This is a genomic window from Pseudomonas sp. R84 (assembly GCF_009834515.1).
Taxonomy (GTDB): Bacteria; Pseudomonadota; Gammaproteobacteria; order Pseudomonadales; family Pseudomonadaceae; genus Aquipseudomonas.
Genome location: NZ_CP019426.1, coordinates 4,000,454 through 4,022,234 on the forward strand (window position 1 = coordinate 4,000,454; position 21,781 = coordinate 4,022,234).

Sequence of the window (21,781 nt, forward strand, 5' to 3'; positions counted from 1 at the left end):
GCCTGCTCGCTCCCACAGGGTTCAGGTTGTTAGTGAAATGGTGGTTACAGCGCAGATCCTTGTAGGAGTGAGCCTGCTCGCGATAGCGGTGTGTCAGTCACCACATCGCTCACTGGTCTATCGCTATCGCGAGCAGGCTCACTCCTACAGGGGATTGTGTCGTACCGTCGATTGATGAGTCACACGCATAACTCTATAGCGAAAATCCGACAAAACCTTTTCCTCTTTCCGGCAGTCACTTCTTAACGAGACCGGCGATGACGCTGGCTGCCCGCTTGGGCCATCCACGACCCTGCTGCCCTGATGAAGAGAGAAAAGGAATCGAACCATGACGATTTCCCGACGCGGATTTCTGATCCTCGGCGCCGTGACCGCCACAGCCTTCGCGATGCCGCCGTTTATCAGCCTCAAGGCCTACGCGGCCAATCTGGAGCAACCGGCCATGAGCAAAGTGACAATCAACGTCAACGGCAAGCCGCGTGCGCTTGACGTCGACACCCGCACCACCCTGCTTGACGCCCTACGCGAGCACCTGCACCTGACCGGCAGCAAAAAAGGCTGCGACCACGGCCAGTGTGGCGCCTGCACGGTGATCGCTGATGGCCGACGCATCAACTCATGCCTGACCCTGGCGGTGATGCATGAAGGCAGCGAGATTACGACCATCGAAGGCCTCGGCATGCCGGACAATCTGCACCCGATGCAGGCCGCGTTCATCAAGCATGACGGCTATCAGTGCGGCTATTGCACACCGGGGCAGATCTGCTCGGCAGTGGCGGTGATCAAGGAAATCCGCGATGGCATCCCCAGCCACGTCAGTGAAAGCCTCACCGAGGCGCCGCAGTTGATCGCCAGCGAATTTCAGGAACGCATGAGCGGCAATATCTGCCGCTGCGGCGCTTACTCGAACATCATTGAAGCCATCACCGAAGTCGCGGAGGTGCCGGCATGAGACCGTTCAATTACAGCCGCGCCGACTCCCCCGCCGCTGCCGCTGCGCAAGCCGCACAGGTCGAAGGCGCACGCTTCATCGCTGGCGGCACCAACCTGCTGGACTTGATGAAACTCGACATCGAAACCCCAATGCACCTGATCGACGTCAATCACCTTGGCCTGGACCAGATCGAAGCCACGCCTGAAGGCGGCTTGCGCATCGGCGCGCTGGTGCGCAACACCGATCTGGCGGCCGACGCGCGCATCAGAAAAGACTACGCCCTGCTCTCCCGCGCTTTGCTCGCCGGGGCCTCCGGGCAGTTGCGCAACATGGCGAGCACCGCCGGCAACCTGCTGCAACGCACGCGCTGCCCGTACTTCTACGACACCAATCAGGCCTGCAACAAACGCCAACCCGGCAGCGGTTGTGCAGCGATTGCCGGGGTCAGTCGGCAACTGGGCATCATCGGCGTCAGCGACGCGTGCATCGCGACGCACCCGAGTGACATGGCAATTGCCATGCGTGCCCTCGATGCGCAGATTGAAACGGTGAAACCCGACGGCACGACCCGCAGCATTGCGATGGCCGACTTTCATCAGTTGCCCGGCACCACGCCGAACATTGAAACCAGCCTCACGCCTGGCGAGTTCATCACCTCGGTGACATTGCCCGCACCGCTCGGCGGAACTCACGTTTATCACAAAGTGCGTGATCGCTCCTCCTATGCGTTTGCGCTGGTATCGGTCGGTCTGATCCTGCAAAAGGACGGCAGCGGACGCATCGCCGTCGGCGGTATCGCGCCGAAACCATGGCGGGTTGAAGCCGCAGAAGCATTGCTGCCGCAAGGCGCCAAAGCCGTCAGCGCACGTCTGCTCGACGGTGCCACGCCGACCCACGACAACCAATTCAAACTGACCCTGGTCGAGCGCACGCTCGGTTCGGTGTTGGCGCAAGCGAGGGATGAAGCATGAAATTCGACACGCCCGCCACCACCAACCCGATCGACCAGTTGAAGGTCATCGGCCAGCCCACCGACCGCATCGAAGGCCCGTTGAAAACCAGCGGGCAGGCACCCTACGCCTACGAGCAACATGAGGCGGTGGCAAATCAGGCTTACGGTGTCATGGTCGGCTCGGCCATCGCCAAGGGCCGCATCAACAACATTGATCTTGAACAGGCGAAAGCCGCGCCCGGCGTGCTCGCCATTGTTACCGCTGCCAACGCCGGCAAGCTCGGCAAGGGCAAATACAACGCTGCGCATTTATTGGCCGGGCCGGAGATTCAGCACTATCACCAGGCGGTTGCGCTGGTGGTTGCCGAGACGTTCGAGCAAGCCCGGGCGGCTGCGCAAATGGTCAAAGTCGACTACGTCGCGGCCAAGGGCGAATTCGAGCTGGCCAGCGTGCGAGACCAAGGCGTCGAGCCGAAAGACGAATTGCCCGACGTCAGCCACGGTGATTTCGCCAAAGCGTTCGCCGCCGCGCCAGTGCAGTTCGACCAGACCTACACCACGCCGGATCAGTCCCACGCGATGATGGAACCGCACGCCACGCTGGCGGCGTGGAAAGGCGATCAACTGACCTTGTGGACCTCGAATCAGATGATCGCGTGGAGCGTCGGCGACATCGCCACCACCCTCGGTCTGCCCAAGGAAAAAGTCCGGCTGATGTCGCCGTACATTGGCGGTGGTTTCGGCGGCAAACTATTCGTGCGCGCCGATGCGATCCTCGCCGCCCTCGGTGCGCGCATGGCTGGCAGGCCGGTGAAGGTCGCCCTCGCCCGCCCGCAGATCGCCAACAACACCACTCACCGTCCGGCGACGATTCAGCGCATTCGCATGGGCGCGACAGCGGAGGGCAAACTCACCGCGATCGCTCACGAAGGCTGGTCGGGCAATCTGGCGGAAGGCAAAGTCGAAGTCGCGGCGCAACCAAGCCAGTTGCTGTACGCGGCTGAAAATCGCTTGGTCAGCATGCGCCTCGCGCCGCTGGATCTGCCCGAAGGCAACGCCATGCGCGCACCCGGTGAAACCCCGGGGCTGATGGTCCTGGAAATTGCCATGGACGAAATGGCCGAGCAGCTCAAACTTGATCCGGTGCAGTTCCGCATTCTCAACGACACTCAGGTCGATCCGGTGAAAACCGAGCGACCGTTCTCGCAGCGGCGCCTGATCGAGTGCCTTCGGACCGGCGCCGACAAGTTCGGCTGGAGCCAGCGCAATGCGCAGCCGGGTACACGTCGCGAAGGTCGCTGGCTGATTGGCATGGGGGTCGCGGCGGCGATCCGCAACAACCTGCTGGTCAAGTCCGGTGCGCGGGTGCGGTTGGAGCGCGACGGCAAGATCACGGTGGAAACCGACATGACGGATATCGGCACCGGCAGTTACACGATCATCGCGCAGACGGCAGCCGAAATGATGGGCGTTGGCTTGAAGGATGTGAGCGTGCATCTGGGCGATTCGAGCTTTCCGGTGTCGGCAGGCTCCGGTGGGCAATTCGGCGCCAACTGCTCGACCGCCGGGGTATACGCCGCGTGCATGAAACTGCGTGAGGCGGTGGCTGGCAAGTTGGGCATGGCGGCGGATCAGGCGGAGTTTGTCGACGGTCAGGTGCGGCTCGGCGACAAGAGCCTGCCGATGCGCAACGCTGCGCAGGACGGCGTTGTGGTGGCTGAGGACAGCATCGAATTTGCCGACCTGGCCGAGCAGTATCAGCAGTCGACCTTTGGTGCGCATTTCGTTGAGGTTGCGGTGGATGCGGCGACCGGTGAAGTGCGGGTGCGCCGCATGTTGGCGGTGTGCGCGGCCGGGCGGATTCTCAACCCGAAAGCGGCGCGCAGTCAGGTGATCGGCGCGATGACCATGGGCGTCGGTGCGGCGTTGATGGAAGAGTTGGCGGTGGACAAGACGCTAGGGTTTTTCGTCAATCATGATCTGGCCGGGTATGAGGTGCCGGTGCATGCCGACATACCGCATCAGGAGGTGATTTTCCTTGATGAGACCGATCCGGTGTCTTCGCCGATGAAGGCCAAGGGTGTTGGTGAACTGGGGATTTGCGGGGTTAGTGCGGCGGTGGCTAATGCGATTTACAACGCCACGGGGGCTAGGGTGCGGGAGTATCCGGTTACGCTGGACAAGATCTTGTCGTCGTTGCCGGAGATGATGTGATGACCCGTTAAAAGCCCCTCACCCTAGCCCTCTCCCAGAGGGAGAGGGAACCGATTGGGGGATATTCAGGAGCTGCACCGACTTGAACGTCCTGCTGTGAATCCATAATCGATAGAGCACTTTCAGGTCGATGGATAACGCCAGACACCTCGGTCGGCTCCCTCTCCCTCTGGGAGAGGGCTGGGGTGAGGGAAACTGGAGAATTTCACCGACTTGAACGTCCTGTTGTGAATCCATAATCGACACAGCCATTTCAGGTCGATGTATGACGCAAGACACTGCGGTCGGCCCCCTTTCCCTACGAGCGGTCCGACGTTTCGGGAGGGCTGGGGTGAGGGAAGCGCTTCACTCGGATCGCGGATATTGCTCGGCACTCACCTGCTCCATCCACTCCACCACCTTGCCATCGAGCACTTCAGCAATCGCGATATGCGTCATCGCCGTGGTCGACGCCGCCCCATGCCAATGCTTGGCCCCCGGCGAAATCCACACCGTATCCCCAGGACGAATCTCACGCACCGGCTGCCCCCACTCCTGCACAAAACCGGAACCGGCCGTGACGATCAAGGTCTGTCCCAACGGATGCGTATGCCACGCGGTACGCGCGCCCGGCTCAAACGTCACCGTCGCACCACTGACCCGCGCCTCGTCTGTGCCTTTGAACGGCGCATCGACGCGGACCGTGCCCGTGAACCAGTCCGCCGGGCCTTTGGCCGAAGGTTGCGAGCCATTGGGCGTGACCGTCACACGTGGGTTTTCATTGGCCTGTACCTCACCCGCCAACAGGGAAAGGGTCAACGCAGAAGCGGCAATCGGGTTCATGGCAATTCCTCCAGATAATCAATGCCACTACTTTACCCAGCCGCACTCTTCTGATAATCGACTAGAATTCGAAAAAACTTATGCAGGACACTCATCAATGCTTCGGGAAAACGCCACCGACCTGCTCGCCTTCCTCGCCGTCGCCCGCGAGCGCAGCTTCACCAAAGCCGCGGCCAAACTCGGCGTTTCGCAATCGGCACTGAGCCATACCATCCGCGCCCTCGAAGCGCGGTTGGGCTTGCGCCTGCTGACTCGCACTACCCGCAGCGTTTCGCCGACCGAGGCCGGCGAACACCTGCTGCAAACCATCGGCCCACGCTTCGAAGAGATCGAACTGGAACTCGCGGCGCTGAGCAACCTGCGCGACACCCCGGCGGGCAAGATCCGCCTCAACGCCACCGACCATTCGCTGGACTGGCTGCTGCGCCCGGTGCTCAAGGAGTTTCTGCCCAAGTATCCGGACATCAGCGTCGAAGTCAGCTGCGACTATGGTTTCGTCGACATCGCCGGGCAAGGTTTCGACGCCGGCGTGCGCCTGGGCGAAGACGTCGCGCAAGGCATGATCGCCACCCGCATCGGCCCCGACATGCGCATGGCGGTGGTCGGCTCACCTGCCTATTTCGCCAAACGAACCGCGCCGCAAACGCCACGGGATCTGACCGATCAAGCCTGCAACAACCTGCGCCTGCCGACCAACGGCGGGTTGTACAGCTGGGAATTCGAGAAGGATGGCGAAAGCCTGAAAGTGCGGGTCTCCGGGCAGATCACCCTGAACGGCGTCTACCCGCTGCTCGATGCTGCGCTGGACGGTTTCGGCCTGAGTTACATCCCGGAAAACATCGTTGCACCCTATCTGGCCGACGGCCGTTTGCGACAAGTGCTGGAAGACTGGTGCCCGACGTTTGCCGGGTATCACCTGTATTACCCGAGCCGACGTCAGGCTGCGCCGGCGTTTGCGTTGTTGCTGGAGGCGTTGCGCTATCGCGGTTGAGCGCCGTCCACGAGATCGATTAACCCAGCAACGCAATCAACTGATGCCGCTGCGCATCGGTGAGCATCGGCCCGAACCCGGCCTTGGCGTTGTCGGCCATGTAACGTGGATTGCCTGTGCCCGGGATCACGCAAGTCACCGCCGAATGCGAGAGCAGAAACTTCAATGCCAGTTGCGGCCAACTGTTGACCTGCACATCCGACACCCAGCCAGGCAACGGTTTCCCTCTAAGCCGCGCCAGCAGTCCCCCGCCACCAAACGGCCGATTACAGATCACTGCGACGCCGCGTTCGCGGCACAAAGGCAAAATACGTTTTTCCACGCCACGGTCATCGAGGGCGTAATTGATTTGCAGAAAATCCAGTTGTTCGGCCTTCAGCACCGCTTCGACTTCCTCGTAGGCCGAGGGCGTGTAATGGGTGATACCGATGTAACGGATGCGCCCTTGGGCTTTCCATTCACGCAGGGTTGGCAGGTGGGTTTGCCAGTCGAGCAGGTTGTGGATCTGCATCAGATCGATGCGTTCGGTGCGCAGCAGGCTGAACGATTGCTCCATCTGCGCAATGCCCTCCTCGCGTCCGCGCGTCCACACCTTGGTGGCCAGAAACGCCGGCGAACGCGGTTCGTGGATCGACAGCAGTTCACCGGTGGTTTCCTCTGCCCGGCCATACATCGGTGAACTGTCGATCAGCGTTCCGCCCTTGGTGAACAGTTCATCGAGCACCGCCGGTAGTTGCCGATAGGCCGGATCACCGGGGGCGACATCGAAACCGCGATAGGTGCCCAAGCCCACGATGGGTAGCAATTCGGAGCTGGACGGGATGGCGCGGGTCTGCATGGCGTGGCCTCCGGTGGTCGCGGGCATTGTCGCGGTGGCTAACGCCCGATCAAAGGTGAAGACCGCCGAAACCCCGGCAGCCAGCGTGAGCAATCGGCGACGGGAGTAACCCTCAGTGTGGCTCATGCTGGTTCCCCTGCTGCGTGGATCTGTTGCCGGTTATGTGCATGAGCGGCCGATTGCAGGGCTGGACTACACTGCGACAGCGATCCTTCACACACCGTTAAAAGTAGCCGAATGTCCCGAACCCTGATGTCACTCGTCGCATTGATCGTTGCCGTGTACCTGGTGCTGTGCGCGGCGCTGTTCTTTTTTCAGCGCTCGCTGATCTATTTTCCGCAGCCCAATGCCGTCACCAGCGCCGATTCACAACTGACCCTGTCGATGCCGGATGCGCAGGTTTCAGTGGTCACCCGCGAGAGGGTCGGGCCACGGGCGCTGATCTATTTCGGCGGCAATGCCGAGGATGTGTCACGCAATCTGCCGGAGTTTGCCGAGGCGTTTCCCGAATACGCGGTGTATCTGCTCAACTATCGCGGCTTTGGTGGCAGCAGTGGTTCACCGTCCGAAGCGGCGATTGCCGAGGATGCCCTGGCGCTGTTCGATCAGGTGTACGCCAGCCACCCGCAGGTTTCGCTCATTGGCCGCAGCCTGGGATCGGGCGTCGCCGTGCGTCTGGCCAGCCAACGGCCGGTGCAACAGCTGATTCTGGTGACGCCTTACAACAGCCTCGAAGAAATCGCGACACGGCAATACCCGTGGGTGCCGGTGCAGTGGTTGCTCAAGGATCGTTTCGAATCCGGCAAATACGCCGCACATATCCGCGTGCCGACGTTGCTGCTGGCGGCCAGTGACGACGAGGTGATCCCGCGCGCCAGCACCCAGCGTTTGCTGGAGAACTTCCCGCAAGGCGTGGCACTGCTCAGAGTGGTGCCGGATTCGGGGCATAACTCGATCTCGGATCGTGCGCAGTATTTGCAGTGGATGGAGGATGTGTTGAATCGCTGAACCAAGTCCCGATTCTCCAGTCCTATCCGCGCCGCGTTCTGCGGTTCACTCAACTTTGCGCTGTCCTCCTTCAGAGCTGCCCGTCTCATGCGCCACGCCGTTCGCTCGTCTCGCTTGGTTTCGCTGTGCCTGCTGATCCTTTCGCCGCTGTTCGCTGCAACCGCCCATGCCGGTGCGGAGCGGCAACTGGTGGCCGCCATCAACGACTATCGCGCCCATCCACAACGTTGCGACCGACGTCCGGCGCAACGCCTGGCGCCGCTGGCGCTGAAGTCGAACCTGGCTTTGCCGATCGGCTATCGCTACGCCGGGGGCATGCGTGAAGCGTTGAAGTCGTCCGGCTATTCCGCCATCGCGGTGCGCAGTATTCGTGTGGTCGGGGCCGAGGACGCCGAAGAGGCTTTCGACCTGCTGCAAGACGAGCACTGCGCCGCGCTGCTGGATGCGAGCTACGCCGACATCGGTGTCAGTCGTTCGCGCAATGAGTGGCAAGTGGTGTTGGCGCAACCGGTGCTCGACAGCCGCGTTGGCGATAACCGCAGCGTCGGCAAGGCCTTGCTCGCTGAGGTCAACGCCGCGCGTGCCCGGCCACGGATGTGCGGACGCCAACGCTTCGCCGCCGCCCGGCCACTGAGCTGGAACGCCGCGCTAGGCGCCGCCGCGCAGGGGCACAGCAAAGCCATGGCTTACGGCAACTACTTCGCCCACCGCGATCCGGACGGCGACCTGCCCGCCGATCGCGCCCGCGCGGCCGGCTATCGTGGTCGGCAAATCGGCGAAAACATTGCCGCCGGACAGAGTTCGCCGGGCAAGGCCATGGCCGGATGGCTGGCCAGCCCCGGGCATTGCGCCAACCTGATGAACCCGATGTTCACCCAGGTCGGCGCCGGGTTTGCCAGTGAGGCGCGCAGTGATGAAGGGGTTTACTGGACGATGCTGTTTGGTGCGCAGTGATTGGTCGCACAAGCCCCGGTTTCAGGTTTTCCTTGCGCAATATTGACGGCGATACAACGGCTATCGCGGTCCATCACATTTTCATGACGCTGTGGTGACGGCAAAAAGATCGCAGCCTTCGGCAGCTCCTACACTGGATTTATGGTTTCCCTGTAGGAGTTGCCGAAGGCTACGATCTTTTGATCTTCAAGCCGCCCGCTGTCCTCCCGCGACCATCGCCGAAGCCGCCAGCATTGCGCGCAGCAACACCGCGCACCCGGCCGCCAGATCATCCGGCGCGGCGTTCTCGATTTCGTTGTGGCTGATGCCGCCTTCGCACGGCACGAAAATCATTCCGGCCGGGCCGAGTTCGGCGAGAAAAATCGCGTCATGGCCGGCGCCGCTGACGATGTCCATATTCGACAAGCCAAGCCCTTTTGCTGCGCTGCGCACCGCTTCCACACAGCCTTTTTCGAAGTACAGCGGCGGGAAGTCCGCGGTCGGGGTCAGTTCGTAAGTCAGACCGTGTTCTTCGCAAGTGGCGTCGATGACGTGCTTCACTTCGGCAATCATCGAGTCGAGGCGCGCCGGTTCCAGGTGACGGAAATCGAGAGTCATGCGCACTTCGCCGGGAATGACGTTGCGCGAACCGGGATAGGCCTGCAGACAACCGACGGTGCCGCAGGCGTGGGGTTGATGACCGAGGGCGGCGCGGTTGACGGCGCCGACGATCACTGAGGCGCCGACCAGCGCATCTTTACGCAGGTGCATCGGCGTCGGGCCGGCATGCGCTTCGACGCCGCGCAGCTTCAGGTCGAACCACTTCTGCCCCAGCGCGCCGAGCACCACGCCGATGGTTTTCTGTTCGTCTTCGAGGATCGGGCCTTGTTCGATGTGCGCCTCGAAATAGGCACCGACCTTGTGCCCGCTGACTTTACGCGGACCGGCGTAGCCGATGGCATTCAGCGCTTCGCCAACGGTGACGCCATCGGCATCGACTTTGGCGAGGGTTTCTTCGAGGGTGAATTTCTCGGCGAACACGCCCGAGCCCATCATGCACGGGGCGAAGCGCGAGCCTTCTTCGTTGGTCCAGACCACCACTTCCAGCGGCGCTTCGGTTTCCACACCGAGGTCGTTGAGCGTGCGCAGCACTTCGACACCGGCCAGTACGCCGAAGCAACCATCGAATTTTCCACCGGTGGGTTGGGTGTCGATGTGGCTGCCGGTCATTACCGGTGGCAGGCTGGGATTGCGCCCGGGGCGGCGGGCGAAGATGTTGCCGACGGCATCGACCGTGACGCTGCATCCGGCGTCCTTGCACCATTGCACGAACAGGTCGCGGGCCTGGCGGTCGAGGTCAGTGAGGGCGAGGCGACAGACCCCGCCCTTGACCGTGGCGCCGAGTTTGGCCAGTTCCATGAGCGACGCCCACAAGCGATCGCGGTTGATGTGCTGATGGGTTGATTGCAGAACGTCTGCGGCTGCGTTCATGGGGATCTCCTCAGGCTGCTTTTCTTATGGATATTGCTCTGGTGTCTGGTAGATCGCATTCGCGAGCAGGCTCGCTCCCACAGGGAAAATGCATTCCAAATGTGGGAGCGAGCCCGCTCGCGAAGAGGCCATCCGCTACACCGCCGACTTAACTGCAGAAGGCTGCGCACGCATCACGCACAACCCGTAATAAATAATCCCGCCCAGCGCCGAGCCGGTGAACCAGCCATAGCTGTAAAACCAGCTGAATGCATCGCTGCCCAGCGACAGCAAGGTCAGCACCACCGGCACACCGAACGCGAGAAACCCCGCCCAATTCCACGCTGGGTAGACGTCATCGCGGTACAACCCGGCGAGGTCCAGTTGCTGTTTCTTGATCAGGAAATAGTCCACCACCATGATCCCGGCAATCGGCCCGAGCAGGCTCGAATAACCGAGCAGCCAATTGGAATACACGGTTTCCAGGCTGACATCGGAGACAATCAAACCGAGTTTTTTCAGCAGCTCATGGCCCATCAATACCAGCCCGACAAACCCGGTCAGCAACACCGCTTTGGTGCGGTTGATGACCTTGGGCGCGATGTTCTGGAAATCATTGGTCGGCGAAACAATGTTGGCGGCGGTGTTAGTCGACAGCGTGGCGATGATGATCAACGCCATGGCCACCGCGACCCACACCGGGCTCTGGATATGCCCGATCAGAGTGACCGGATCGGAGACGGTCACACCGACGAGTTTCACCGAAGCGGCGGTCATGATCACGCCGAGCGAAGCGAACAGAAACATCGTCAGCGGCAGGCCGAAAATCTGCCCCAGAATCTGATCTTTCTGGCTTTTGGCGTAGCGGCTGAAGTCGGGAATGTTCAGCGACAACGTCGCCCAGAAACCGACCATTGCGGTTAGCCCGGCCGCGAAGTAACTGACCACACTGGCGCCTTCCGGACGTTTCGCTGGAATCGCCAGCAGTTCGGTCATCGACACATTGGGCATCGCCCACACCAGCAGGCCGATGCCGACCGCCACCAACAGCGGCGCCGACAAGGTTTCCAGCCACTTGATCGACTCGGCGCCGCGAATCACCACCCACAGGTTCAGCGCCCAGAACACCATGAAACCGATCACCTCCCCCGTGCCGCCGAGGGATTTCCAGCCCTCGAACACCGAGCCGAGGAACAGGTGAATCGCCAACCCGCCAAACATTGTTTGAATACCGAACCAGCCACACGCCACCAGCGCGCGAATCAGACACGGCACGTTGGAACCGAGGATGCCGAACGATGAGCGCAGCAACACCGGAAACGGGATGCCGTACTTGGTGCCGGGAAAGGCGTTGAGCGTGAGCGGAATCAGCACGATGACGTTGGCGAACAGAATCGCCAGCAACGCTTCGCCGACGGTCAGGCCAAAGTAGGCGGTGAGCACGCCGCCGAGGGTGTAGGTCGGCACGCAGATCGACATGCCGACCCACAGCGCGGTGATGTGCCATTTGTTCCAGGTTCGTTCGCGCACCTTGGTCGGTGCCATGTCGTGGTTGTAACGGGGACTGTCGAGGACGTCACTGCCGGCTTCGAGTTCGAACAAGCCGTCGCGCTCGGTCACTTGCGATCTGTTCTGTTGCATGGCCGCTCCACTGTTCTTCTGATTATTTTTTTGCTCATCAGGCGGCTGACACACGAGGGTGCGAGCCGGACGATGGCCGGAGGAACTGACAACTTTCGTGCACCGGCCATGGTGTCAGCGGCGGCATCAATAAACGTGCCGGGTGAACCGCTTGGCGCTAGGGCCGTGCTTCAAACGCTTTGCAACTTTCTGATATTCATCAGTTTTAATTATTCACCGGATGAGTTCGCGGAAACTTGTCTGGGTGCTCAGGCTAAACACTTGCCAAGTTGTCCGAACAGACAGGACTCAATCTGGTGCACTGCATTTATTTTCATCGTGAGCGAGCAACCGCAGCTCAACTTCAAGCGGCTGATTTCACATAGGAAATCTTGCTCATATTTCCATCCTGTCAAGTGCGTCAAAATGGTGAGCAGCCTCACCATTTTGGTGATTTTCTGTTTTTATCGTTATTTTTCAAACAGTTAAAAATGTCATAAGCTTATAAAAAATAATCTTGCTCTATTGCAAATCTGCGACTAGTTTCTATTCCTGACAGCGTTGACAGGAATACACCCTGCAACGCTGTACATCAATAAAACATCTAGAACCGACACAAGTCGGTCAATGCCTGCGAGGAACTCGGAATGTCTCTGTTGATCCGTGGCGCCACCGTTGTTACCCATGATGAAAGTTATCGCGCCGACGTCTATTGCGCCGACGGTGTGATCAAAGCCATTGGTGAAAACCTTGATATTCCCGCCGGCGCCGAAGTGCTCGACGGCAGCGGCCAATACCTGATGCCCGGCGGCATCGATCCGCACACGCACATGCAACTACCGTTCATGGGCACCGTGGCCAGTGAGGATTTCTACAGTGGTACGGCGGCCGGTCTGGCCGGCGGCACCACGTCGATCATCGATTTCGTGATTCCCAATCCGCAGCAGTCGTTGATGGAAGCCTTTCATCAGTGGCGCGGCTGGGCGGAAAAGTCGGCTTCCGACTATGGCTTCCACGTCGCCATCACCTGGTGGAGTGAGCAGGTGCGCGAGGAAATGGCCGAGCTGGTCAGCCATCACGGCATCAACAGCTTCAAGCATTTCATGGCCTACAAGAACGCGATCATGGCCGCCGATGACACGCTGGTGGCGAGCTTCGAGCGTTGCCTGGAACTCGGCGCGGTGCCGACCGTGCACGCAGAAAACGGCGAGTTGGTCTATCACCTGCAACGCAAGTTGATGGCGCAAGGCATCACCGGGCCGGAGGCGCATCCGCTGTCGCGTCCGTCGCAGGTTGAAGGTGAAGCGGCGAGCCGGGCGATTCGGATCGCCGAAACCATTGGCACACCGTTGTATCTGGTGCACGTTTCGACCAAAGAAGCCCTCGACGAAATCACCTATGCGCGCAGCAAGGGCCAACCGGTGTACGGCGAAGTGCTCGCCGGGCATTTGCTGCTCGACGACAGCGTCTATCAACACCCGGACTGGCAGACCGCTGCCGGTTATGTGATGAGCCCGCCGTTCCGTCCGCGCGGTCATCAGGAAGCGCTGTGGCACGGATTGCAAAACGGCAATCTACACACCACCGCGACTGACCACTGCTGCTTCTGCGCCGAGCAGAAAGCCGCCGGGCGCGATGACTTCAGCAAGATTCCCAACGGCACCGCCGGTATCGAAGATCGCATGGCGGTGTTGTGGGACGAAGGTGTCAATAGTGGTCGTTTGTCGATGCAGGATTTCGTCGCCCTCACCTCCACCAACACCGCGAAGATTTTCAATCTCTATCCGCGCAAAGGCGCGATTCGCGTTGGCGCCGATGCCGATCTGGTGCTGTGGGATCCGCAAGGCACCCGGACCATTTCCGCCAAGACCCACCATCAGCAGGTGGACTTCAACATCTTCGAAGGCAAGACCGTACGCGGCGTGCCGAGCCATACCGTCAGCCAGGGCCGGGTGGTCTGGGCTGATGGCGACCTGCGCGCCGAGCGCGGTGCCGGGCGGTATATCGAACGGCCGGCGTATCCGGCGGTGTTTGATTTGCTGAGCAAGCGGGCTGAGCAACATAAGCCAGTTGCTGTGAAACGCTGAAATCCAGGCCTTCGGCCTCATCGCGAGCAGGCTCACTCCTACATTTGGAATGCGTACACCTGTAGGAGTGAGCCTGCTCGCGATGGCGTCAGTTCAAACAACACAAAAACCACTGCCCGATAGAGGCAGAGAACCTCAATAACCGTGAGGCACAAAACCGTGATCGAGACCCTGAACCATCTCCCCCACCCGCACGAAAGCGCGGCCGCCCTCGCCGGGCATTTCACCGATCTGGCGCCGCCGCTCAACGATCGCCAAGCGCATCTGGAAGCCTCGCGCTGCCTGTATTGCTATGACGCGCCGTGCGTGAATGCATGCCCGAGCGAGATCGACATCCCGTCGTTCATCCGCAACATTCATCAGGACAACGTCCCCGGTGCCGCGCAGAAAATTCTCTCGGCGAATATCCTTGGTGGCAGTTGCGCCCGAGTCTGTCCAACCGAAATCCTCTGCCAGCAAGCCTGCGTGCGCAACAACGCTCAGGAGTGCGCGCCGGTGCTGATCGGCCTGCTGCAACGCTACGCTGTGGACAATGCACACTTCACCGAACACCCGTTCCAGCGCGCCGCCGCCACCGGCAAACGAATTGCCGTAGTCGGCGCCGGTCCTGCCGGTTTGTCCTGTGCGCATCGCAGCGCAATGCACGGGCATGACGTGGTGATTTTCGAAGCACGGGAGAAGGCTGGCGGCCTCAATGAGTACGGGATCGCCAAATACAAACTGGTCGACGACTACGCACAAAAGGAACTGGATTTTCTCCTGCAGATAGGCGGCATCGAGATTCGTCATGGGCAGAAGCTGGGCGAGAATCTGACCCTCAGCGAACTGCATCTGCAGTTCGACGCGGTGTTCCTCGGCCTCGGTCTCAACGCCAGCAAGCAACTCGGCCTGCCTCACGAGGATGCGCCGGGCCTGCTCGCCGCCACCGATTACATCCGCGAACTGCGCCAGGCCGATGACCTCACGCAACTGCCACTGGCCGAACGCTGCATCGTCCTCGGCGCTGGCAACACGGCGATCGACATGGCCGTGCAAATGGCCCGCCTCGGTGCACGCGATGTGAATCTGGTGTATCGCCGCGGCGCGGAGGACATGGGCGCCACCGGCCATGAACAGGACATCGCCAAAGCCAATCAGGTGCGCCTGCTGACCTGGGCACAACCGGAAGAAGTCTTGCTCGACGCTCAGGGCCATGTGCGCGGCATGCGTTTCGCCCGCACCGATCTGGTCGACGGTCGTCTGCAAACCACCGGCGAGACCTTCGAACTGGCCGCCGATGCGATCTTCAAAGCCATCGGCCAAGCTTTTGATGGCAGCGCCCTCGCCGACCCGTTGGCCCGCGAACTCAAGCGCCAGGGCGAGCGCATTCAGGTCGACGAAAACCTGCGCACCAGTATCCCCGGCGTGTATGCCGGCGGCGACTGCACCAGCCTCGATCAGGACCTCACCGTGCAAGCCGTGCAGCACGGCAAACGCGCCGCCGAGGCGATCAACGCTCAACTGATGCTTAACGTGGAGGCTGCGTAAATGGCCGATCTGTCGATAGTCTTCGCTGGCATCAAAGCGCCAAATCCGTTCTGGCTGGCCTCTGCGCCGCCGACCGACAAAGCCTACAATGTCGTCCGCGCTTTCGAGGCGGGCTGGGGCGGCGTGGTCTGGAAAACCCTCGGAGAGGATCCGGCGGCGGTCAACGTCTCGTCGCGTTATTCGGCGCACTACGGCAACAACCGTGAAGTGCTCGGCATCAATAACATCGAGTTGATCACCGACCGCTCGCTGGAAATCAACCTGCGCGAAATCACTCAGGTGAAGAAGGACTGGCCGGATCGCGCGCTGATCGTCTCGCTGATGGTGCCGTGCGTTGAGGAATCGTGGAAACACATCCTGCCGCTGGTGGAAGCCACTGGTGCTGACGGCATCGAGCTGAACTTCGGCTGCCCACACGGCATGCCTGAGCGCGGCATGGGTGCGGCGGTCGGTCAGGTGCCGGAGTATGTCGAGCAAGTCACGCGCTGGTGCAAGACCTATTGCTCGCTGCCGGTGATCGTCAAACTGACGCCGAACATCACTGACATCCGCGTGGCCGCCCGCGCGGCCCATCGTGGTGGCGCCGATGCGGTGTCGCTGATCAATACGATCAACTCGATCACCAGCGTCGACCTGGAACACATGGTCGCCCTGCCCACCGTCGGCAGCAAAAGCACCCATGGCGGTTATTGCGGTTCGGCGGTGAAGCCAATTGCGCTGAACATGGTCGCCGAGATTGCCCGCGATCCGCAGACCCAGGGCTTGCCGATCTGTGGCATTGGCGGCATCGGCAGTTGGCGCGATGCGGCGGAATTCATGGCGCTGGGCAGCGGCGCAGTGCAGGTGTGCACGGCGGCGATGCTGCATGGTTTTCGGATTGTCGAGGAGATGAAGGACGGGCTGTCGCGGTGGATGGACAGTCAGGGTTACGCCAACATTGCCGAGTTTTCCGGGCGTGCGGTGGGCAATACCACCGACTGGAAGTACCTCGATATCAACTATCAGGTGATCGCCAAGATTGATCAGGACGCGTGCATTGGTTGCGGGCGTTGCCACATTGCTTGTGAGGACACTTCACACCAGGCGATTGGCAGTCTCAAGCAGGCGGACGGCACGCATAAATATGAAGTGATTGATGAGGAGTGTGTGGGTTGTAACTTGTGCCAGATCACTTGTCCGGTGGCGGATTGCATCGAGATGGTGCCGATGGAGACTGGCAAGCCGTTTCTGGACTGGAATCATGATCCGCGCAATCCGTATCACGTTGCGGTCTAGATCGCCGACTGATCCAACAGCCCCCTCCCCCTAACCCTCTCCCAAAGGGAGAGGGGACTGATTGGGGGATGCTTCAGAAATCCACCGACGTGAACGATTTGCTTTGAATCCGCAATCGACTCGGTTCTTCAGGTCGATGTAACTCGCAAGACACCACGGTCGGCCCCCTCTCCCTCCGGGAGAGGGCTGGGGTGAGGGTCAGCTTTTGCTTTTAGGGTTCCAACCCGATCCCACGCAAGATCACACTCGTCACCGTCTGCACCGCCCGCTCAAACTGCATGTCCGACAACGGCTGGTGCTCATTCAGAATATTCACCTGATGATCAAAGTCAGCATAGTGCTGCGTCGACGCCCAGATCATGTACAGCAGACTCGACGGCTCCACCGGCAGAATCCGCTTGTCCTCGACCCACTGGCGAATTTTCGCTTCCTTCATCTTCGCCCAGTCATACAGGCTGACATCCAGCGCCTCACCCAAGGTTGGCGCGCCGTGGATGATTTCGTTGGCCCAGACTTTCGAGCCGTACGGGCGACTGCGTGAGTGGTTCATCTTGGCGCGGATGTAGCTGCTCAGCACCACGCGCGGGTCATCGAACATCTCGAAGCACAGCGCGTCCTGCTTCCACACTTCCAACAGGTCGAACAGCACTGCGCTGTACAGCTCGCTCTTGGTTGAGAAGTAGTAATGCAGATTGGAACGCGGCAGTTGCACTTCAGCGGCGATGTCGGCCATGGCCGTGCCGCCAAAGCCTTTTTCGGCGAAGACTTTTTCCGCCGCCAGGAGGATTTTCTCGACGTTACTGCGACGAATCTCGATCTTGTGATTGCCCATGAGGGCTCCCTGACAACAGCGTTGCCCAAGACTAGCATCCGCTCTGCTCCGCGGGCGACCGCTGCAAACAAAACTTCGTACTGGCGTCAGCGGATGGCTAAACTGACGCTTCTTCACTCCTGCCTCAGAGGTATTCGCGATGCTGTTCAAGAACGTCCTGACCACCACTGCCCTGCTCGCTTCGCTGTTCGCCGCATCTTCGGTATTCGCCCACGCCCACCTGAAAAGCCAGACCCCGGCCGCCGACAGCACCGTCGCCGCCCCGGCCGATTTGCGTCTGACCTTTTCCGAAGGTGTCGAGGCCACTTTCACCAAAGTCACCGTGACCAAGGATGGCGCACCGGTCGCGATCAAACCGCTGACCACCGAAGGCGACAAGAAAACCCTGATCGTCACCCCCGACGCTCCGCTGAGCGCCGGCGAGTACAAAGTCGAATGGCACGCGGTGTCGGTCGATACGCACAAAAGCGAAGGCGCCTATCAGTTCAAGGTGGGCCAGTAATTCATGAGTGAAACGCTGGTGCTGTGCCGCTTTGTGCATTTCATCGTGGTGTTGATGCTGTTCGGGACCTGGCTCTTCAGGCCGTTGCTGCTCAAGGATGAAGCGCTGCAAGTGGACCGGCACCTGGCGCGACTGGCGCGTTGGCTGAGCGCTGTAGCGCTGGTCAGCGGGATTGTCTGGGCGCTGCTGATTACCGCGAGCATGGCCGGTTCGGCAGCGGCGGCGTTTGATCCGGACACGGTTGCGCTGGTGCTGGGCCATACGTTTTTTGGTCAAGTGTGGCGTTGGCATCTGCTGATCAATGCTGTGCTGTTGGCGTTGCTGTTCACACCTTGGCGTTCAAGCATGCGGTTGCGACTTGGCTTGAGTGCCCTGCTGCTGGCGACTCTCGCTCCGGTCGGACATGGCGCGATGCTCGATGGTTTGAACGGGCAACTGCTGATTCTCAACCAGATCGTTCATCTGACCTGCGTGGCGGCGTGGCTGGGCGGGTTGTTGTTGCTGGTGCTGATTCTGCGTCAGCCGACGGAGCCGATGCGTGAAGTTTTGCAGCGCTTCAGCGGAGTCGGTTATGCCTTGGTCGCGGGGCTGCTGATCACCGGTTTGATCAATGTGCGCGTGCTGACTGGCCAGTGGTGGCCGACGCCATTGTTCAGCGGATTTGCGTTGATTCTGCTGGTCAAGGCGCTGCTGGTGTTGGCCATGCTCGGATTGGCGCTGTTCAATCGCTTGCGCATTGATGATTGCGAACAGCGGATGGGCGCGCTCAGGCGCAGTGTGATACTGGAATGGTTACTCGGCATTGGTGCCGTAGCCGCCGTATCCCTGCTCGGCACGCTACCGCCGATGATCACAACCTGAAACACGATCCCCCTGTGGGAGCTGGCTTGCCAGCGATGGCGGTGTGTCAGGAACAGATATTTCGGATATGCCGACGTCATCGCTGGCAAGCCAGCTCCCACAGGGTTATCTGTTGATCAGTGAGGTTGGGTGTCTCCAGCGGCGGTGTCGATGCTGACGACAACTGACATCCCCGGCCGTAACCGCTCCTCTTCCTGCTGATCCGCATCAATGGTGATCCGCACCGGCACGCGCTGAGCAATTTTGACGAAGTTGCCGGTGGCGTTATCCGCCTGCAACAGGGCAAATTCCGAGCCCGTCCCCGGCGAAATATGCTGCACATGCCCGGTGAATTTGCGGTGGTTCAGCGCATCGACGGTGAAGCGCACCGGTTGCCCGACGCGGACGTTGTCCATCTGGGTTTCCTTCATGTTGGCGATCACCCATTTCTGGTTCGGCACCAACGCCATCAACTGCGCCCCGGAATTGACGTAGGCGCCGAGGCGCACGCCGATCTGCCCGAGCTGACCGTCACGCGGGGCGACGATGCGCGTGTTCGACAAGTCGATCCGCGCCAGTTGCACCGCTGCTTCGGCGCTGGCCACTGCGGCTTCCAGCGAGCCGCGATTGACGATTACCGTTTGCAGATCCTGGCGGGCGATTTCCAGATTGGCCTTGGCCTGGGCCACCGCTGCAATGCTTTGCGCATTCGCCGCCAGCGCTACATCCATCTCACGCTTGGACACCGAACCGTCACGCACCAATTCCTGATTCCGTCGCAGATCAGCCTCGCTTTTGCGCAACTGCGCTTCGCTGTCGGCCTGCACGGCCTGACGCAATTTGATTGTGGCCTCGGCGCTGTTGCGTTGCTGCACCACGTTGGCCAGCGCGGCCTTCTGCACCGCCAGTTGCGCCAGCGCCTGATCGAGGCGCTGCTGATAGATGCGATCGTCCAGACGCACCAACAAATCGCCAGCCTTCACGTACTGGAAATCCTGCACCGGCACTTCATAGACATAACCGGCGAGCTGCGGGCCGATGATCGTCACCTGGCCACGAATCAGAGCGTTTTCGGTGGTCTCGACCGCACTGCTGAACGGCGGCAATTGCCAGGCATACAGCACGATCAGCACGCCAACGATGGCAATCGCCGCGAAGCCCAGCGAGGAAATAATCCGCACCCGCAGCGAGCGTGGCTCGGTGTTCGGCGATGACGGTGGCGCCACACCTTCGGGCGTGGCGGCAATGGCATTGGTGGTTGTGGTGGTCGGTTCGGTCATGAAGAAGTGGCACCGCTCGAAGGTGTGGATGGCGCAGGGGCGACGGCTTTGGTGGTGCTCATCAGCCACAGCGCACGAATGGACAGCCAGATCATGGTCAGCACCGCAATCACGGAGATCAGCATGAACACATCGTTGTAGGCCAGCACGTTGGCCTCACGGGTGGCGGCGTTGGCCAAGCTGCGAATACCCGCAAGGTTGCGCAGACTCGGGTCGGCCAACAGCGATCCGTACGCCGAGCCGCCGCTCTGCACGCGCGCAGCCACCAAAGGGTCAGACAGCGTCAGGTGCTCAACGATTTGACTGGAATGAAATTTTTCCCGGACGATCTGAAACGTGCCCAGAAGTGCCGCACCGAGCAGGCCGCCGAGGTTGTTGCAGATCCCGAACAGCACCGAAAAGCTCACCAGATTGCGCGGATTGGTCAACACGTTACGGGTGCCGAAGACCATGGTCGGGCCAAGGAAAAACGTGCTGCCGAAGGCCAGCAGGAACTGACTGAAGTAGAGGTTTTCCGGGCGCGTCAGGTTGTTGGAAAAACTGTCCATCACTGACCCGGTGGCCATCAGACCCAGCGAGATAATCAACGGCATCAGCAGGTGTTTGGGGTCGATCGTCAGTGCGCTGGTCACCAAACCCGCGACGCTGCCGATCAGCATCACCACATACAGGCTGTGCAACTGCTCGTAGCCCATGTTCAGGTTCTGCATGAAACCGACCGCACCGGTGGACTGCTCCGAGGTGACCATGCGAATCAGGGTCACCGCCAGCGCCAGCCGGATCATCGTCCCGCTGCCCAGCCAACGGGTCATCAGCAGCGGGTTGCTGCGGTTATGTTCGATGGCCAGACCGGCAATAATCAGCGCGATGGACGATGCCAGAGCGACGCCAATCCAGTCCGACTCCAGCCACCAGTCAATCCGCCCCAGCGACAACACCGCACACAGCAGCGCCACGCCAGTGGCGAGAATGGCGAAGGTGAGAAAGTCGAGTATTTCGAAGGTTTTGAAACGGTCGCCGGGCGGTAATTTGAGCAGCAATACGCAGCCTAGCGACAGCAACGCCATGCCCAGTTCGAACAGGTACAAGCCGCGCCATTCGGCGATCTGCAGCAAATCTTCGGAAAATAATCGCGCCAATGGCAACGCCAGTTGTGACGTGCCGAGGCCGAGCACCAGCGCCTTCAGCCGCCACTTCGCCGGGAACGCCTGAACCATGTAATACAGGCCCAGCGAACTCAGCGCCGCGCCGACCATGCCGTGGGCCGCCCGCACCGCCACCGCCGAATTCAGATCGTTGACGAACAGATGGCCGAAGGTCACCAGCGCGTACAGCACCAGAAACACTTCGGTGAACGCGCGCAAACCAAACTGCTGGCGAAACTTCACCAGCAGCAGGTTCATCGACACGTTGGTCATCACGTACGCCGCCGGTAACCAGGCCATTTCCGCCGTGGTCGCGCCGAGTGCACCTTGCAGATAAGGCAAGTTGGCAACCACCAGCGAGTTGCCCAAGCCACCGGTCACCGCCACCAGCAAACCGACCAGCGCATAGGCCAGACGCTTGGGATTGGAGTGCAACGGCGTCGAGGGGGAACCGGGCAGACTGGGCTTTTCGTGGGGCTGCCAGTTGCGCGGGGCGTATTGATCCATGGAA

Annotated in this window: 18 protein-coding genes; 11 read left to right on the top strand and 7 right to left on the bottom strand. The window is 60.8% G+C overall.

The genetic code is table 11. The features are described 5' to 3' along the window. Positions 1–328: 328 nt before the first annotated feature. From paoA to paoC, 3 genes are read left to right on the top strand one after another with little or no spacing between them, the layout of a single operon-like run. Positions 329–952, top strand: coding sequence for an aldehyde dehydrogenase iron-sulfur subunit PaoA (gene paoA / locus PspR84_RS17565; RefSeq protein ID WP_160058515.1), 624 nt, complete (start codon positions 329–331; stop codon positions 950–952). Beyond that, positions 949–1,905 (top strand): xanthine dehydrogenase family protein subunit M, encoded by a 957-nt coding sequence (locus tag PspR84_RS17570; protein ID WP_160058516.1) that lies wholly within the window; start codon positions 949–951, stop codon positions 1,903–1,905. Before paoA ends, PspR84_RS17570 begins: the two co-directional genes overlap by 4 nt. Continuing rightward, on the top strand, positions 1,902–4,100 hold the full coding sequence (gene paoC, locus PspR84_RS17575; RefSeq protein WP_160058517.1) for an aldehyde oxidoreductase molybdenum-binding subunit PaoC: 2,199 nt from the start codon (positions 1,902–1,904) through the stop codon (positions 4,098–4,100). The genes PspR84_RS17570 and paoC overlap by 4 nt, the downstream gene beginning before the upstream one ends. Positions 4,101–4,445: 345 nt before the next feature. On the opposite strand, the gene PspR84_RS17580 is transcribed toward paoC, so the two are convergent. Next, positions 4,446–4,922 carry a cupin domain-containing protein gene (locus PspR84_RS17580; RefSeq protein ID WP_160058518.1) on the bottom strand — a complete coding sequence of 159 codons (477 nt, stop codon included), beginning with the start codon at positions 4,920–4,922 and terminating at the stop codon, positions 4,446–4,448. Between the two features lie 97 nt (positions 4,923–5,019). Between PspR84_RS17580 and PspR84_RS17585 the strand changes: the two genes are divergently transcribed. Further along, positions 5,020–5,913: a LysR family transcriptional regulator gene (locus PspR84_RS17585; RefSeq protein WP_160058519.1), complete on the top strand. Its 894-nt coding sequence runs from the start codon at positions 5,020–5,022 to the stop codon at positions 5,911–5,913. A 19-nt stretch (positions 5,914–5,932) separates the two neighbouring features. Here the strand turns inward: PspR84_RS17585 and PspR84_RS17590 are convergent, their stop codons facing one another. Beyond that, positions 5,933–6,877 carry an aldo/keto reductase gene (locus PspR84_RS17590; protein ID WP_174244460.1) on the bottom strand — a complete coding sequence of 315 codons (945 nt, stop codon included), beginning with the start codon at positions 6,875–6,877 and terminating at the stop codon, positions 5,933–5,935. Positions 6,878–6,988: 111 nt separating this feature from the next. On the opposite strand from PspR84_RS17590, the gene PspR84_RS17595 reads away from it, so the two are divergent. Together PspR84_RS17595 and PspR84_RS17600 are read left to right on the top strand one after the other, a co-directional pair. Further along, positions 6,989–7,759 (top strand): alpha/beta fold hydrolase, encoded by a 771-nt coding sequence (locus tag PspR84_RS17595; protein ID WP_160058520.1) that lies wholly within the window; start codon positions 6,989–6,991, stop codon positions 7,757–7,759. An 87-nt stretch (positions 7,760–7,846) separates the two neighbouring features. Next, positions 7,847–8,713 (top strand): CAP domain-containing protein, encoded by an 867-nt coding sequence (locus PspR84_RS17600; RefSeq protein ID WP_150694003.1) that lies wholly within the window; start codon positions 7,847–7,849, stop codon positions 8,711–8,713. A gap of 186 nt (positions 8,714–8,899) precedes the next feature. Here PspR84_RS17600 and PspR84_RS17605 read toward each other — a convergent pair whose 3' ends face one another. Both PspR84_RS17605 and PspR84_RS17610 read right to left on the bottom strand, forming a co-directional pair. Continuing rightward, positions 8,900–10,183, bottom strand: a complete 1,284-nt coding sequence (locus tag PspR84_RS17605) for a Zn-dependent hydrolase (protein ID WP_160058521.1) — start codon at positions 10,181–10,183, stop codon at positions 8,900–8,902. Between the two features lie 135 nt (positions 10,184–10,318). Further along, a complete protein-coding gene (locus PspR84_RS17610; protein WP_160058522.1) occupies positions 10,319–11,803 on the bottom strand; it encodes an NCS1 family nucleobase:cation symporter-1 in 1,485 nt (494 codons plus the stop codon). Positions 11,804–12,429: 626 nt separating this feature from the next. Between PspR84_RS17610 and hydA the strand changes: the two genes are divergently transcribed. The 3 genes from hydA to preA all read left to right on the top strand — a co-directional run bounded on the left by hydA (position 12,430) and on the right by preA (position 16,671). Then, on the top strand, positions 12,430–13,869 hold the full coding sequence (gene hydA, locus PspR84_RS17615) for a dihydropyrimidinase (protein WP_122843432.1): 1,440 nt from the start codon (positions 12,430–12,432) through the stop codon (positions 13,867–13,869). 159 nt (positions 13,870–14,028) lie between these two features. Then, a complete protein-coding gene (locus PspR84_RS17620) occupies positions 14,029–15,396 on the top strand; it encodes an NAD(P)-dependent oxidoreductase (protein WP_160058523.1) in 1,368 nt (455 codons plus the stop codon). Beyond that, the gene (gene preA / locus PspR84_RS17625; protein ID WP_077573438.1) at positions 15,397–16,671 is read left to right on the top strand and encodes an NAD-dependent dihydropyrimidine dehydrogenase subunit PreA; all 1,275 of its coding nucleotides are present in this window, start codon (positions 15,397–15,399) and stop codon (positions 16,669–16,671) included. A gap of 211 nt (positions 16,672–16,882) precedes the next feature. Here the strand turns inward: preA and PspR84_RS17630 are convergent, their stop codons facing one another. Next, a complete protein-coding gene (locus PspR84_RS17630; RefSeq protein ID WP_038365564.1) occupies positions 16,883–17,503 on the bottom strand; it encodes a TetR/AcrR family transcriptional regulator in 621 nt (206 codons plus the stop codon). Positions 17,504–17,642: 139 nt separating this feature from the next. Here PspR84_RS17630 and copC point away from each other — a divergent pair, with 139 nt between their 5' ends. Further along, the gene (gene copC, locus PspR84_RS17635) at positions 17,643–18,005 is read left to right on the top strand and encodes a copper homeostasis periplasmic binding protein CopC (protein WP_160058524.1); all 363 of its coding nucleotides are present in this window, start codon (positions 17,643–17,645) and stop codon (positions 18,003–18,005) included. A gap of 3 nt (positions 18,006–18,008) precedes the next feature. Next, positions 18,009–18,866 (top strand): copper homeostasis membrane protein CopD, encoded by an 858-nt coding sequence (gene copD / locus PspR84_RS17640; RefSeq protein WP_160058525.1) that lies wholly within the window; start codon positions 18,009–18,011, stop codon positions 18,864–18,866. Positions 18,867–18,982: 116 nt separating this feature from the next. On the opposite strand, the gene PspR84_RS17645 is transcribed toward copD, so the two are convergent. Continuing rightward, positions 18,983–20,125, bottom strand: a complete 1,143-nt coding sequence (locus PspR84_RS17645) for an HlyD family secretion protein (RefSeq protein WP_160058526.1) — start codon at positions 20,123–20,125, stop codon at positions 18,983–18,985. After that, positions 20,122–21,777: an MFS transporter gene (locus PspR84_RS17650; RefSeq protein WP_160058527.1), complete on the bottom strand. Its 1,656-nt coding sequence runs from the start codon at positions 21,775–21,777 to the stop codon at positions 20,122–20,124. The genes PspR84_RS17645 and PspR84_RS17650 overlap by 4 nt, the downstream gene beginning before the upstream one ends. Between the last annotated feature and the right edge of the window lie 4 nt (positions 21,778–21,781).